Here is a 14,308-nt window from a genome sequence, read left to right as displayed (position 1 = left end):
ATCCCGTTCTTCCCCCTCAGACCGAACGCTCGGCCAGCCACTCCTCGAGGCGCGGCCACAGGCGGCGCACCGCGTTCCCCCCGGCGACGAGGCTGACGTGGCCGCCCTTCAGCATGAGCTCCTGCTTGTCCTCGGAGCCGACCATTCCGACCAGGTCTCGGGCCGCCTCGTACGGCACGATGTGGTCGTGCTCCGCGACGACGTGGATGAAGGGGACCTTGATGTTCGACAGGTCAACGAGCCTGCCGCCGAGCCGGAACTCGCCCTTCATCAGCAGGTTCTGCTGCTGGAGCTCTTTCGTCGTCTGACGGAAGCACTCACCCGGGAACGGGATCTGGTCGGCGGCCCAGCGCTGGAGTCGGCGGTACGAGGTCACGAACTCGTCGTTCCACATGTTGTCCCAGAGACGCACCCGGCCCGCGACCTGTGACGCCGGCCGCAGGGCGTTGAAGGAAGCGTAGAGCATCTGCGGCGGGACGTTGCCCAGCCGGTCGACGATCCGGTCGACATCGAAGTGGGCCGGGTCCGTCCAGGTCCTGAACAGTCCCATTCCGTCGTAGTTGACCGGCGTCGTGAAGCAGGCCAGATTGCGCAGCCGCCCGCCGGACGCCACGTCGGAATGAAGCGCCGCGTAGAGCGCGCCCAGGAGCCCGCCCATGCAGTAGGCGACGATCGACACGTCGGGTTCGCCGCTCCGCTCGTGGACGACCTCCACGCACTCGGGAATGAAGTCGAGCACGTAGTCCTCGAGCCGCAGGCGGCTGTCCTCCGGCCGGGGCGTGCCCCAGTCGATCATGTAGACGTCGAAGCCGCGGTCGAGCAGAAACTCGATCAGGCTGTGGCCCGGCGCCAGGTCGAGGATGTAGGGCTTGCTGATCAGGGACATGACCAGCAGGAGCGGCGTCCGGTACACCTCGTCCACCCGCGCCCGGTAGTGGTACAGGCGGAGCGTGCCCCGGCTGTGGACCGTGTCCTTCGGCGTCAGGCCTACCCCCGGGTCGCCGGTCGAGATGTACTCGAGGCCCTTGACGCTCCGCCGGAATGTGCGCTCCATTTCGCGCCGCACACTCTCCGCGACCCCGGCGGTCGCGTCCAGTACGGGCGTTGCGCTGCGGGCCGCAGGGCCGGCGGACGTCGTCGTCATTCGGTCTTCTGCTCCGACGGCGGGCGGCGGGTGCGGGCCGGCCGGGGCGCCGGGCTCGCGTCGCCTTTCCGGCCGATGGCCTGGGCGAGCAGCCCCTCGATGCGCAACAGCCTCTCCTCGACAGCGGTCAGGCGCTCCGCGAGTTCGCTGAGATCGTTGCGCGTGGGCAGGTTGACCGCCTGGAAGTAGCGCTGCGCGCCCTCGTTCATCGTCTGCTGGAACATGGTCATCGCCTCGATCCAGCCGCCCGAAGCGCGGGCAAACTGCTCCGTGCCCATCATGTCGTTGAACACCTTGTTCATCTGGTGTTCGGACTGGGTGACCCACTCACGCCAGGCGGCGAAGGGGTCGGGAGGCGGCTGCGGGGGTGGGCGATCGTCGGCCATCGGACTAGCCTACGCCGACTCCTCCGCCTGCGCGGTGAGCGAGTCGAGGTAGCTGTTCGCCAGGCCGAAACTCGCGTCGACCGCGGAGCGGTAGGAACTGCGACCGTCCTGGAACAACCGGACCCACTCCTGGACCAGGCTCTTGGCCTCGGCCGGAAGCCGCTCGGAGTTCTCGGTCCACTTGGTGATCGTCTCTTCGCGGCGCTCCTGCATGGAAGCCACCATGTCGAAGCTGGTGTCGAACACGCGCTTCTGGAAGTCGAGCGCCTGCCGGTTGGCATCGATCAACGAGCCGCGCCAGGCCTGGCTCGGGCTCTTCGTCGCGGTGGTTGTGCTGGTCGTCATCTAGGGTCTCCTGAGTGGTACGATCCGTTGCCCGGATGGCCCACATGGTCTTGGCTTACAAGCCTGTTTCGACGGTTGCAACGGTGACGGTCGCTTCATTCGACAGCGCCCGTCTTGTGCAATGCAGCAAGAATGCTGCACAATATGCTGCACCGTGTCAACCCCCCTCCGCATGACCGACTCCTAGCGGCTCGACCCACACCCGTGACATGAACACTTCCCGCAAGTCGCTCGCGCCGATCGTCATCAAGAAGTACGAGAACCGTCGGCTGTACGACACGCACAGCAGCCGCTACGTGAACCTCGACGGCGTCGCCGAACTCGTCCGCGGCGGCCGGGACATCCAGGTCGTCGACTCGAAGACGGGAGAGGACGTCACCCGCCACGTCCTGACCCAGATCATCGTCGACGGCGCGAAGGATCCCGAGCACGGACCGCCGCTCGAGTTCCTCCGCGACCTGGTGCGGGCGCGGGACCAGGCGGGCCGGGACTTCTTCCAGTGGTACCTGAAGAGCGCCGGCGAGGTCTACGAACGGGTCCGCGAAACGATGCAGCGAAGCCCGTTCGCGCCGGACCCGTCCTGGATGCGCCTCTGGGACCCTCGCGCCATGGCCGAGGAGATGCACACGCAGATGACGCGGCAGATGGAAGGAGTGTTCGGCAGAGGCGGCGGCGCCGACCGAAGCGGCAAGGCTCAGGAGCCGCCGGCTCCTCCACCAACGGCCGTATCCACGCGCGAGGACGGCGGCAGCGCCACCCGCGCCGAACTCGATGACCTGAAGAGTCGGCTCCAGGATCTCGAACGCCGCCTCGCGGACACCTCCGACTGACCGGCCCCGGACGCGCGACGCGATGCCCCTGTCGACCGCCGCCGCCGGCAGCGAACTCACGCCCTCGACGATCGAGATTACCGTCCGCGACGTGCTCGCTTACGCGGCCGGCATCGGCGACACCTGCGACGCCGTGTTCGACGACGCCCGAAACGGCGGCGTCGCGGCGCCGCCGCCGTACTGCGTGTCCCTCGAATGGCCCGTCGTCAGCCGCGGCCGAGGGTCGGAGCTACTGGGCGGCGAGCCGCAGGAGTTGCGGCGCGGCGTCCACGCCAGCCAGGACTCCCACTTCCACCGTCCGATCCGCCCCGGCGACTCGCTGACCACCCGCGGCCGCTACGTCGGCATCCGGAGCACGCGCGCCGGGGTGCTGCTGACTACCCGCCTCGACACCGTCGACGGGGCCGGCCGGCCGGTCACCACCTCCTGGTCGCGTTCGATCTTCCGCGGCGTCGACACCACCGGCCCGAACACCGAAACGGAACCTTCCCCCGAGCCGCCCAGGTTGAGCCTGGCTGGAAACGGCCGGAGCCGGAGCGAGATCTTCGTGCCGCGGGAGATGCCCCACGTCTACACGGAATGCGCCCGGATCTGGAATCCGATCCACACGGAGCGCGAGGTGGCGCTGGCCGCGGGCCTGCCCGACATCATCCTCCACGGCACGGCCACTTGGGCTCTTGCCGGCCGCGAGGTGCTGCGCGCCTACGGCGGCGGCGACCCCCGGCGGCTCAGGCGTCTCCATGGCCGATTCAGCGCGATGGTCATTCCGGGCACCTCGGTCGCGGTCGAGCACGCTCCCGCCGGCGAGGCCGAAGACGGCGCGCTCCAGGTCGCCTTCCGGGTCCTCAACGCGGGGGGCAAGGAGGCGGTAAGCCAGGGCGTCGCGGTCGTCGCGTAGAGTACCGGCCGCGATCGACAGCAGGACCAACCGACGGAGACACGAAGAGATGGGAATCCTCGAAGGCAGGACGGCAATCGTCACCGGCGCCGGCCGCGGCATCGGCAAGGGAATCGCGATCAAGTTCGCGGAAGAGGGCGCCAACGTCGTGATCAACGACCTGGGCGGCGCGACCGACGGCACCGGCGGTTCACGGATCGCCGACGAGGTCGTCGAGGAGATCCGGAGCGCCGGCGGTTCGGCCGTACCGAACTACGACTCGGTCGCCACGGTCGAGGGCGGTCAGAACATCTTTCAGACGGCGATCGACTCGTTCGGTGGTCTGGACGTCCTCGTCAACAACGCCGGCATTCTGCGTGACCGGACGATCTTCAACCTGGAAGAGACCGACTGGGACGCCGTGCTTGACGTCCACCTGAAGGGCCACTACTGCTGCAGCCGGCCGTTCGCCCGCTACATCCGCGAGACGAACCGCCCGGACTGCCGGATCATCAACTTCTCCTCCGTGTCCGGCCTCTACGGCAACTTCGGCCAGTCCAACTACGCCGCCGCCAAGGCCGGCATCGCCGGTCTTTCCCGGGTGCTGGCGCTGGAGCTGGCCAAGTACCGCTGCACCGTGAACACGATCTCGCCGGGCGCGACGACGCGCATGACGGCCGAACTGCGAGCCGGCCGCGGCATGAAGATCGACGAGGACGCGCCGGAGCAGAGCCCGAATCAGATCGCGCCGGTCTGCGCCTGGCTGGCATCCGACGCGGGCGCGGACATGACCGCCCAGATCATCGACGTGATGCGCGGCTGGGTCGGCATCATGCAGCAGCCCAAGGTGATCCGGAAGTTCAGCAAGGACGGCATGTGGGACAACCGCGACATCGACCTGATCATGCCGCAGCTTCTCAAGGCGAAGCAGGACCACGACGCGGCGGTCGACGAGAAGGCGGAGCCGACGCCGGTCTAGCGCGCTTCCTGGCGCCGGATCAGGTCAGCCAGCGGACGTACCAGGGCGTTCCGTCGGCCTTCTGCTGCTCCTTGAAGCGCTGGCGTTCCAGCTTCCGCAGGAACGCCTCGCCCTTGTTGAAGCAGCAGTCCTTGTACTTCCTGCCGCTGCCGCAGGGGCAGGGTTCGTTGCGCTGCACCTTGCTGAAGCGCCGCGGCGCGGTAACCACCGATTTGCGGGTCGAGATCGCGTTGCTCAGCCTTCGTCCGCCCTTCATCGACTCACCGTGGTCCTTCGTCTGCCGGTCCTTCGCATGTTCTCGTTTCGCCCGCCGGCCGCAGCCGGGCAAACGAAGCGCTTCGAGCCCTGTAACATAGCAGCCGTACCGTCCCCGGGCGAGGCCGGCAATGGCCGGCCGGCAACCCGCCCCGGACGATCCCCAGCCCGGACGATATGACCGCCACACGCAAGCCGAGGCTGACATGAGAATCTGCGTCGTCGGCTCCGGCTACGTCGGCCTGGTCACGGGCGCATGCCTTGCCGACTTCGGTATGGACGTCGTCTGCGTCGACCAGGATCGGACGAAGATCGCCCAGTTGCAGGCGGGCCGGATTCCGATCTACGAGCCAGGCCTGGCGACCCTGGTTGCCAAGAACGAGGAAGCCGGACGCCTGGGTTTCACGACCGAGCCGGGGCCGGCTCTTGAAGCCGCAACGGCTGTCTTCATCGCCGTCGGCACGCCGCCCCGCGAGGACGGCTCTTCGGATCTCCGCTACGTCCGCGAGGTGGCCCAGGCAATCCGTGGAAGGCTCAACAGCTACAAGGCAATCGTCACCAAGAGCACCGTGCCGGTCGGCACCGGCCGAATGATCGAAGACATCATCGGTCGCGGCCGCACCTTCTCCGTTGTCAGCAACCCCGAGTTCCTGCGCGAGGGCTCGGCCATCGAGGACTTCATGCGGCCGGACCGCCTGGTCATCGGCAGCCGCGACCAGCGCGCCACCGACATCATGCTCGAGATCTACTCGCCGCTCCGCGCGCGCGGCGTCCCGATCGTGGTCACGGACGTCGAGACCGCGGAGATGATCAAGTACGCCTCCAACAGCTTCCTGGCCACCCGCATCTCCTTCATCAACGAAGTGGCGGAGTTGTGCGAGCGAACCGGGGCCGATGTCCAGGTCGTTGCCCATGGCATGGGCCTGGATCGCCGGATCGGACCGCTGTTCCTGCGCCCGGGGCCGGGCTTCGGCGGGTCATGCTTTCCCAAGGACACGCGGGCCATGGTTTCCATGGCGCGCGACGCCGGCGCCCGAGCCGAGATCGTCGAAGCAACCCTTCACGTCAACCATCGAATCCAGGAACGGATGCTCGCCAGGATCGAGTCCGTGCTCGGTAGTCCCGAAGGCCGGAACGTGGCGCTGCTGGGACTGTCCTTCAAGCCCAACACGGACGACATCCGTGAATCTCCCGCGATGTTCGTGCTCGAGAACCTCCTGTCGCGGGGCGCGACGGTCCGGGTCTACGATCCAGCGGCGATGGAGAACGCCCGCCGCATTCGCCCGGAAGCCGTCTACTGCAGTGACCCGTACGAAGCGGCCGAGGACGCCGACCTGCTGGTCATCCTGACCGAGTGGAACCAGTTCCGGGCGCTCGAGTTCGAGCGGCTGAGGCAGTTGCTGCGCGAGCCTCAGATACTCGATCTGCGCAATCTCTACGAGCCTGGACGCGTGGCGGACGCCGGCCTCAGATACTCCTCGCTCGGGCGCGCCGACGCCGTCCCGGCCGCTGCAGTTCCGGGAGTGAAGGCCTCGTGAGCCAACCGCTTTCCGTCGTCACCGGCGGCGCCGGGTTCATCGGCTCCCACCTCTGCGAACGGCTGCTCGCCGAGGGCCACCGGGTCTACTGCGTGGACAACTTCATCACCGGTAGCCCGGCGAACATCGAACACCTCCGCGAGAACGAGCGCTTCACCCTGATCGAGCACGACGTCAGCAAGCCGGTCTATGTCGGACCCGACGTCGACAACGTCCTCCACTTCGCCTCGCCCGCCAGCCCGGTCGACTACCTGGAGCTTCCGATCCAGACACTCAAGGTGGGATCGCTCGGAACCCACAACTCGCTCGGTCTGGCCAAGCACCACGGCGCCCGCTACCTGCTCGCCTCGACCTCGGAGGTCTATGGCGACCCCCTGGTCCACCCCCAGCCGGAGTCCTACTGGGGCAACGTGAACCCGGTCGGTCCGCGAGGCGTCTACGACGAGGCGAAGCGCTTCGCGGAAGCGATGGTCATGGCCTACCACCGGATCCACGGACTGGACACCCGGATCGTCCGCATCTTCAACACGTACGGACCGCGGATGCGGCTCCGCGACGGCCGCGTCGTGCCGAACTTCATCCGCCAGGCTCTCTCCGGCAGACCCATGACCGTCTACGGCGACGGCAGCCAGACGCGTTCGTTCTGCTACATCGACGACCTGGTCCAAGGGGTCTGGCGGCTCCTCAACTCCTCGGAGACCGACCCGGTCAACCTCGGCAACCCCCGCGAGATGACCGTGCTCGAGTTCGCCCGGGTGATTCGGAGCCTGACCGGGAGCCGCAGCGAGATCGAGTTCCAGTCCCTGCCGGTCGACGACCCGAAGACGCGCCAGCCCGACATCGGCCGGGCCACCGACCTGCTCGGCTGGGAGCCCCGGATCGACCTGGAGGCCGGCCTCGAGAAGACGATCCGGTACTTCGCGGACCTGTTGGGCGACCAGTGAGACCGGACCTGTAGGATCAGTCGATCCGCACAGCCGTCCCAATGGACAGAACCAGCCATGAGGAAATGTCCATGAACCCGATTGCTCCAAGCCGCAGAGGCCTATTCACCACTATCCTCGGCGCCGCGCTCGCCGTCGTCTGGTTCGCCGGCGCGCCGGCAGCCGCCCAGGACGAACGCTTCGTCGGCATCTGGCAGAAGGACATCTCACGCAGCGACGCGCCCTGGCCCGGGCGTCACGATCGACCGCAACCGAACGCGGCCGACATCGAGATCGAGTTCCGCCTGGTCGGCGACGACGTCGAGTTGACTCAGACCAGCCGACGGCGGGACTGGCCCACCCCGCAGCACGTCAACGTGACCTACGTCACGGACAACAAGCGCCACGCAGCGCCCGACCTGGGCAGCGGCAGGATGCAGGAAGTGCGGGCCCGATGGCGGAAGAAGAAACTCACCGTCTCGTTCACGGTCAGCCTGCCGGGCTTCGAGGCGGACGTACAGCAGATCTGGGAGATAACCAAGCAGGGCGACCTGTTGCAGACCATCGCCGGACGAGGCGCCGAGGGCCGTCCCGACATCCGCAAGAACTACTTCGTCCGCGCCTCCGCCGTCCAGTAGCCGGATCTCGCCCACGCCAACCAACGAGTAACGAAGCGGTCCGGTGTCGAGCTCGCGGCGCGGGCCGCGAGGTAGGAGTAACCAGAAATGCGCACAGCGATCGGGATAGGGAGCGCGTACGCCTCCGGAACGAACTGGGATGCCCTGGCGGAGTACGTCGTCGAGGCGGACCGCATGGGAATCGACGACGTCTGGTCGGCCGAGGCCTGGGGCACCGACGCGGTGACGCCGCTCGCCTTTCTCGCCGGGCGGACCGAGCGGGTCCGCCTCGGCACCGGCATCATGCAGATCTCGGCGCGAGCGCCATCGATGACCGCCATGACAGCGATGTCGCTGGCGTCGATCTCGAAGGACCGCTTCGTGCTCGGTCTCGGCGTCAGTGGCCCTCAGGTGGTCGAGGGTCTTCACGGCGTGCCCTTCGCCATGCCGCTGGGCCGCCTCCGCGAGTACGTCGACATCCTGAAGATCGCCCTGTCGGGCGAAAAGATCGCCTACGACGGCAGGCACTACACCCTGCCCCGACCGGGCGGCGAGGGCAAGGCGATCCGCATGTCGCAGCCCGCGCGACCCGAGATGCCGATCTATCTTGCGACCCTCGGTCCGAAATCCCTGGAGTACACCGGCGAGGTTGCCGATGGCTGGCTCGGCACGTCCTTCATCCCGGAGCACACCGACGCCTTCTTTCCTGCGATGCGCGCCGGCGCCGAGCGCACCGGCAGGTCGTTCGGCGACATCGACATCCAGGTCGGCGGCGACGTCGAGTTCGGCGACGACCTGGAGCGGATGGCCGCCCGCCGCAAGCCGGCGATGGCCTTCACCCTTGGCGCGATGGGCTCGGCGCAGACCAACTTCTACAACGACGCCTACCGCCGTGCCGGCTTCATCGAAACCGCCCGTGAGGTGCAGGCTCTCTGGATCTCCGGCAAGCGGGAAGAGGCCGCGGCGCGGGTGCCGGACGAGATGGTGCTCGGCAACACCCTGATCGGCGACGAAGCCCGCGTGCGGGAGCGCATTCGCGCCTACCGCGACGCCGGCGTGACGACCCTGCGCCTCAACCCGGCCGGAGCCACGGTCCGCGAGCGGCTCGACACCCTGGGCCGGTTCCTGGAGCTGGTCCGCGAGGAGGCTCCCGCCGGAGAATGAGCTTTCCGGCACGGCACGGCACGGAACTTCTCGCGCACGCCGAGCGGAACCTGGGACGCTTCGAGCAGCGCGCGCTCGACCCGGAAGCCGCCGCGGCGCGGGCAGCGGAGGCTTCCGGCCACACCGGCGCGACGCCGGCGAACGCGCACGCCGCGGTCGCCGTGACGCTGCTACCCGACAAGGGCGGCCGCGGCTGCTTCCTGCTCACGCGGCGGTCGCTCCGGCTGCGCCGCCACCGCGGCCAGTGGGCTCTCCCGGGCGGCCGGATCGACGAGGCGGAGACACCCGAGCAGGCGGCGCTCCGCGAGCTCCACGAAGAGGTGGGCCTCGACCTCGACTCGTCCGCCGTCCTCGGGCGACTCGACGACTTCGGCACGCGCTCCGGCTTCGTCATCACGCCGGTCGTCTTCTGGTGCGACGGCTACCGCAAGCTGGAGCCGAATCCGGCCGAGGTCTACAGGGCCTACCGCATTCCGCTGATCGACCTGGACCGCCCGGACGTGCCCGTGCTTCGCGAGATACCGGAGAGCGAGAACCCCGTGCTCTCCATGCCGATCCGCGGCGGCCTCGTCCATTCGCCGACGGCGGCGATCGTCTACCAGATGCTCGAGGTCGTGCTTCGCGGCAACGATGTCCGCGTGGCCCACTACGAGCAGCCGGTCTTCGCCTGGCGTTGACTCGATGACCCCGCGCCGGCCTCTCGACGGCGTCCTCGTGGTGGCCATCGAGCAAGCGGTTGCGGCGCCGCTGGCTACCTGCCGGCTCGCCGACGCCGGGGCCCGGGTGATCAAGATCGAGCGCGAAGGCGGCGACTTTGCCCGCGGCTACGACGGCAGCGGCGGCGTCTCGGCCTACTTCGCCTGGCTGAACCGCGGCAAGGAGTCCATCGTTCTCGACATCAAGGACGCGCGGGACCGGACCCTGCTCGAACGGATGGTCGAGCGCGCGGATGTGTTCATCCAGAACCTCGCTCCGGGCGCCGCCGCGCGCGCGGGCTTCGGGTCGAAGGACCTCGGCAAGCGTCACCCGCGGCTGATCACCTGCGACATCTCGGGGTACGGCGAGGAGGGTCCGTACCGGTCGATGCGCGCCTACGACCTCCTGGTCCAGGCCGAGAGCGGCGTCGCATCGATCACCGGTTCGCCGGCAGAGCCCGGCCGGGTCGGCGTGTCGATCTGCGACTTCGCAACCGGCATCTACGCCTACTCCGCCATCCTCGAAGCCCTGATCGAGCGCGAGAGCACGGGCGCCGGCCGCAACGTCGAGGCCACCCTCTTCCACACGATGGCGGACTGGATGGCCGTGCCCCTGCTGAGCTTCGAGCAGCAGGGGCTCGACTGGCCGCGCGTCGGGCTCGGCCATCCGACGATCGTGCCCTACGGACTGTTCCGGCTCGGGGACGGCGACTCCGTCCTGATCGGTGTCCAGAACGACCGCGAGTTCGTGCGGCTGTGCAACGAGGTTCTCGACCAGCCGGAACTGGCCGACGCCTACCCGCGGAACGTGGACCGCGCCAATGCCCGCGACAAGGTCGAAGCCGTGATCGGCGCGGTCTTCCTGCGACACGACCGGGCCTCGATCCAGACCGCCCTGAACCAGGCGCGTATCGCCTACGGCTTCCTGAACGACGTCGCCGCCCTGTCACGGCATCCACAACTCCGCCGGGCCAGACAGCCTCTCCCCGACGGTACCGAGATCGACATGGTCGCACCCGCTACCGCCCCCAACGAACCGGGAAAACGCCTGCCGCCGGTTCCCGAACTCGACGAGCACGGCGCCGCGATCCGCGCCGAGTTCGGGACCGCTCCCGGAACCGCATAGCGCGGTGGTGCATGCCGCCTGCGGCGGTCCGGGGGGAAGGGTGCCAGCGGACGCTCACGCTTTCTTGGTGGATGGGAGGTGAGCGCTCGCTTCGGTCGGCTGCGCTCCGTCAGGTCGGAGGTAAGCGTGCGGGCGTCGGGCGTCGCTTGCCTCCAGCCCGCTGGCACCCTTCCCCCCGGACCGCCGCAGGCTCGACGCCCTGCCGTGAACGTGGCCGCCGCTACTCGACGCCGGTTCACACTGGGTGCGCCGGCGTCCTCGCCGGCCGGGAGAAACGGCGAGGCGAAGCCTCGCTCCTTATAGGGTGGCGTGGCCCGCGACCAAGGTGATCCAGATCAGAGGCAGAACGACCAGCGAACCCAGAAAAAGGGTCCGGGCGCGTGCGCGGCTGCGGTCGGATGCAAACCGCATGGCGAACAGAACGAAGACACCGCCGAAAGCGGCAGCCGCAATGGCGAAACTCAGAGGGGTCAGGCCGACCGCGGCGGCAAGTGTGCTCAGGACGACCAGCAGCAAAGCCCAGGACAGGGACTCCAGGGCCGTGCGGCGACCGCTCGAGTCGGCGACTGCCAGCACCTTGAAGCCCGCTCGGGCGTAGTCGTCGCGGTGGAGCCAGGCCAGCGAGTGGAAGTGCGGGAGTTGCCAGGCGAAGACGATGCCGAAGAGGAGCCAGGCTTCGACGGTCAGAGTGCCGGTCGCGGCGGTCCAGCCGATGACCGGCGGCAAGGCGCCGGGAACGGCTCCGACGAGGACGGCAAGCGACGTCCTGCGCTTGAGCGGCGTGTAGATCCAGGCGTAGCTGACGAGGGTCGCCAACGCCACAACGGCGGAGAGCGGGTTGGCGCCGAGGGCAAGGACGATGAGACCCGCGATGCTCAGAACGGTGGCGAAGAGCTGGCCGGCCGGCGGCGAGATGCCGCCCAGGGGCAGGGGCCGGGAGCGGGTCCGGATCATCAGGGCGTCGAGGTCTCGCTCGGCGACCTGGTTGAAGGCGGCTCCGCCGGCGGCGACTAGACCGGAGCCAGCCAGGACGGAGAGAAGAACTCCCAGGTCGAGCGCGCCGGCCCCGAGGTAGTAGCCGATGCCGACCGTGGCGACGGCCAGGGCGTTGAGTCGCGGCTTGGCCAATGCCAGCCACAGGGCGGCACGGTTCGGCCGTGTCGCTTCCGCGGCGAGGAGCGTCACGCCGGGACCCGCCCGGGGGCGTCACCGGTGCTCGTCGCAAAGCGGGTAGCCCGGATGGACGAAGCGTCGCCGAACCAGGCGCGGTGCACCCGCAACGCCAGCGCCACCGAGACGACCCAGAGCAGGCCGCCGGTCGCCACGTGCGCCGTGTTGATGTGCGGTTGCAGGCCGCTCCAGACGGTCCATGCGCCGAGGCCGACCTGAGCCAGCAGCACCGTCCCCAGCAGCAGCGCCGCGCGGGCTAGCTCCGGCCGGTGCCGATGAACCCTGAGAACGCGCACGATCAGGGCCACCGCCGCGACGGTCACGGCGACAGCGCCCAGCCGGTGCACGAAGTGAAGTGAGATGCCCAGGCTCCACTCGGGCGGCAGCAACCGGCCGAAGGCCAGCGGGAAGTCCGGGATGGCGAGCCCGGCGTCGTTGTGACGCATCGTCGCGCCAAGGAGGATCTGGACGTACACGAGCACCGGAACGGCCAGTGCGAGCCGGGCCAGCAGCGGGTCGCCCAGCGGTTCCGACCGCCCGAAGCCCCTTCGCCAGCCCGGCGACGTGAAGATGCCCAGGCTCACGACCAGAGCAAAGAAGAGCTGGGCCAGACCGGCATGGCTGATCGAGATCGGTTTCGGCAGCAGGTAGATCACCGTGATGCCGCCGAGCAGTCCCTGAGCGATGACCGCGGCGAGCGCCGTCCAGGCCAGTCGACGCACCCAGGCACGGGTCTCGACGCGGGAGGCCCACACCGCCAGACCGATCGTCATCAGACCCACCACGCTCGCGATCAGGCGGTGACCGTGCTCGTAGAGGATGCCGCCCACCATCTTCGAGAACGGGAAGGCGAACATGAAGTAGCCGTAGGTGTTGGGCCAGTCCGGAACGGCAAGCCCCGAGTCGGTGCTCGTGACCAGGCCGCCGGCCGCGATCAGCAGCAGGGACGCCGCGGCCAGCAGCCGGAGGTAGTAGTGCAGCCAGCGCACGACCGAGGCACTCTATCCCCGCCGGCCGGCCCCTTCCAGACCCTTCCGACCGGCCACAATACGCCGCCCGAGCCGACTCAGCCGACGACCTTCTGCCGGCGCAATTCGTCGATTTCCGCGGCGGTCATGCCCAACGCCCCCAGCAGGTCGTCGGCGCCCTCGCCCAGGGCCGGCGACGGCGCGACCGGCGCCGGCGGCGTGCCCGAGAACTTCGCCGCCGGACGAGGCACCCTCATGCGGCCGACCTGCGGATGATCGACTTCCCGCAGCAGCTCGTTCTCGGTCACCTGCGGGTCGGTCAGCACCTCGTTGCGGGTCAGGATCGGCGCACAGGGCACGTCCTCCGCTTCGAGCGCGGCGATCCACGCCGCGGAGGTGCGCTGCCGCATGACGTCGCCGACCATGCCCAGGCGCGAGTCCGCGTTCGAGATCCGCCCCGCCGCTGTGTTGTAGCGCTCGTCCTCCAGCCACTCGAGGTGCCCGGTGGCCCGCGCCATGCCCTCCCACTCCGCGTCCGAGATCGTGGACGCCGTGATGTAGCCGTCGGCGGTCTGGTAGATCAGGTCGCTGGTCGAGCCGGGACGGCCGTGCGCGACCTCGCCGCCGACCAGAATCTGGCGCACGAAGCCCTCGGGCCAGGTGAAGGAGATCGTCGCGTCGAGCATCGCGAGTTCCAGGTGCTGGCCCTCGCCCGTCCGTTCGCGGGCCAGCAGCGCCGCCGTGATCGCCTGGGCCGCGGTCAGGCCGGTCACCTTGTCCGGGATGATCGTCCGCACCATCTTCGGCTCACCCGTGACGCGATCGGCCTGGATGTCGGCGAATCCCGACAGGGCCTGGATGATCGGGTCGTACACGCGCTTCTGAGCGTACGGTCCTTCCTGCCCGAAGCCGCTGATCGAAACGTAGACGAGACGAGGGTTCAGCTCGCGCAGGCGCTCGGCGCCCAGTCCCAGCTTGTCGACCACGCCGGGCCGGAAGTTCTGGACGAAGACGTCGGCGGTGCCGATCAGGTCGAGCAGGATCCCGATGCCGCGCTCGTGCTTCAGGTCGAGGACCAGGGACCGCTTGCCCCGGTTGATCGTCGCGAACCCGGCCGTGACGCCGCCCCGCTGGGGTCCCAGCCGGCGCATGATGTCGCCGCCCGGGGGCGCCTCGACCTTGATCACTTCGGCGCCCTGATCCGCCAGCAGCATGGTGGCGATCGGCCCAGAGACCATCGTCGCCAGTTCAATCACCCGCAAGCCGTCGAGCGGACCCATGGCGGCGCAGG

Annotated in this window: 16 protein-coding genes; 9 read left to right on the top strand and 7 right to left on the bottom strand. The window is 68.8% G+C overall.

Annotated elements, in window-relative coordinates; translation table 11 throughout:
* Positions 1 to 16 precede the first annotated feature (16 nt).
* The 3 genes from OXI49_04585 to OXI49_04575 are packed head-to-tail and all read right to left on the bottom strand — an operon-like array spanning position 17 to position 1,875.
* Positions 17 to 1,144, bottom strand: a complete 1,128-nt coding sequence (locus OXI49_04585) for an alpha/beta fold hydrolase (protein MDE2689767.1) — start codon at positions 1,142 to 1,144, stop codon at positions 17 to 19.
* Positions 1,141 to 1,530, bottom strand: coding sequence for a hypothetical protein (locus tag OXI49_04580; protein ID MDE2689766.1), 390 nt, complete (start codon positions 1,528 to 1,530; stop codon positions 1,141 to 1,143). The genes OXI49_04585 and OXI49_04580 overlap by 4 nt, the downstream gene beginning before the upstream one ends.
* Before the next feature lie 9 nt (positions 1,531 to 1,539).
* The gene (locus tag OXI49_04575) at positions 1,540 to 1,875 is read right to left on the bottom strand and encodes a hypothetical protein (GenBank protein ID MDE2689765.1); all 336 of its coding nucleotides are present in this window, start codon (positions 1,873 to 1,875) and stop codon (positions 1,540 to 1,542) included.
* 209 nt (positions 1,876 to 2,084) lie between these two features.
* Here OXI49_04575 and OXI49_04570 point away from each other — a divergent pair, with 209 nt between their 5' ends.
* Genes OXI49_04570 through OXI49_04560 form a run of 3 tightly spaced genes read left to right on the top strand, consistent with a single transcriptional unit; the run spans position 2,085 to position 4,561 of the window.
* Positions 2,085 to 2,705, top strand: coding sequence for a pesticin (locus OXI49_04570; GenBank protein ID MDE2689764.1), 621 nt, complete (start codon positions 2,085 to 2,087; stop codon positions 2,703 to 2,705).
* Positions 2,706 to 2,727: 22 nt separating this feature from the next.
* Positions 2,728 to 3,603: a MaoC/PaaZ C-terminal domain-containing protein gene (locus OXI49_04565; GenBank protein ID MDE2689763.1), complete on the top strand. Its 876-nt coding sequence runs from the start codon at positions 2,728 to 2,730 to the stop codon at positions 3,601 to 3,603.
* 49 nt (positions 3,604 to 3,652) lie between these two features.
* Entirely contained in the window at positions 3,653 to 4,561 is a 909-nt protein-coding gene (locus OXI49_04560) for an SDR family oxidoreductase (protein MDE2689762.1), read from the top strand.
* 19 nt (positions 4,562 to 4,580) lie between these two features.
* Here the strand turns inward: OXI49_04560 and OXI49_04555 are convergent, their stop codons facing one another.
* A complete protein-coding gene (locus tag OXI49_04555; GenBank protein MDE2689761.1) occupies positions 4,581 to 4,817 on the bottom strand; it encodes an SEC-C metal-binding domain-containing protein in 237 nt (78 codons plus the stop codon).
* Positions 4,818 to 5,022: 205 nt separating this feature from the next.
* Between OXI49_04555 and OXI49_04550 the strand changes: the two genes are divergently transcribed.
* The 6 genes from OXI49_04550 to OXI49_04525 all read left to right on the top strand — a co-directional run bounded on the left by OXI49_04550 (position 5,023) and on the right by OXI49_04525 (position 10,879).
* Complete coding sequence (locus tag OXI49_04550) at positions 5,023 to 6,354, top strand: UDP-glucose/GDP-mannose dehydrogenase family protein (GenBank protein MDE2689760.1); 1,332 nt, start codon at positions 5,023 to 5,025, stop codon at positions 6,352 to 6,354.
* Complete coding sequence (locus OXI49_04545) at positions 6,351 to 7,298, top strand: SDR family oxidoreductase (protein ID MDE2689759.1); 948 nt, start codon at positions 6,351 to 6,353, stop codon at positions 7,296 to 7,298. The genes OXI49_04550 and OXI49_04545 overlap by 4 nt, the downstream gene beginning before the upstream one ends.
* Before the next feature lie 71 nt (positions 7,299 to 7,369).
* The gene (locus OXI49_04540) at positions 7,370 to 7,915 is read left to right on the top strand and encodes a hypothetical protein (GenBank protein MDE2689758.1); all 546 of its coding nucleotides are present in this window, start codon (positions 7,370 to 7,372) and stop codon (positions 7,913 to 7,915) included.
* Between the two features lie 87 nt (positions 7,916 to 8,002).
* The gene (locus OXI49_04535) at positions 8,003 to 9,058 is read left to right on the top strand and encodes an LLM class F420-dependent oxidoreductase (GenBank protein ID MDE2689757.1); all 1,056 of its coding nucleotides are present in this window, start codon (positions 8,003 to 8,005) and stop codon (positions 9,056 to 9,058) included.
* Positions 9,055 to 9,735 carry a CoA pyrophosphatase gene (locus OXI49_04530; protein MDE2689756.1) on the top strand — a complete coding sequence of 227 codons (681 nt, stop codon included), beginning with the start codon at positions 9,055 to 9,057 and terminating at the stop codon, positions 9,733 to 9,735. The genes OXI49_04535 and OXI49_04530 overlap by 4 nt, the downstream gene beginning before the upstream one ends.
* 4 nt (positions 9,736 to 9,739) lie before the next feature.
* Positions 9,740 to 10,879, top strand: a complete 1,140-nt coding sequence (locus tag OXI49_04525) for a CaiB/BaiF CoA-transferase family protein (protein ID MDE2689755.1) — start codon at positions 9,740 to 9,742, stop codon at positions 10,877 to 10,879.
* 297 nt (positions 10,880 to 11,176) lie between these two features.
* On the opposite strand, the gene cyoE is transcribed toward OXI49_04525, so the two are convergent.
* The 3 genes from cyoE to OXI49_04510 form a co-directional block, all read right to left on the bottom strand.
* Positions 11,177 to 12,064, bottom strand: a complete 888-nt coding sequence (cyoE, locus tag OXI49_04520) for a heme o synthase (protein MDE2689754.1) — start codon at positions 12,062 to 12,064, stop codon at positions 11,177 to 11,179.
* A complete protein-coding gene (locus tag OXI49_04515; protein ID MDE2689753.1) occupies positions 12,061 to 13,038 on the bottom strand; it encodes a COX15/CtaA family protein in 978 nt (325 codons plus the stop codon). Before OXI49_04515 ends, cyoE begins: the two co-directional genes overlap by 4 nt.
* A gap of 77 nt (positions 13,039 to 13,115) precedes the next feature.
* On the bottom strand, positions 13,116 to 14,297 hold the full coding sequence (locus OXI49_04510; protein ID MDE2689752.1) for a CoA transferase: 1,182 nt from the start codon (positions 14,295 to 14,297) through the stop codon (positions 13,116 to 13,118).
* Positions 14,298 to 14,308 lie beyond the last annotated feature (11 nt).

It is taken from the genome of Acidobacteriota bacterium (assembly GCA_028875725.1).
Classification (GTDB): Bacteria; Acidobacteriota; Thermoanaerobaculia; order Multivoradales; family Multivoraceae; genus Multivorans.
Note: the sequence above shows the minus strand (reverse complement) of the source record. Positions and strands in the feature narration are given on the sequence as shown.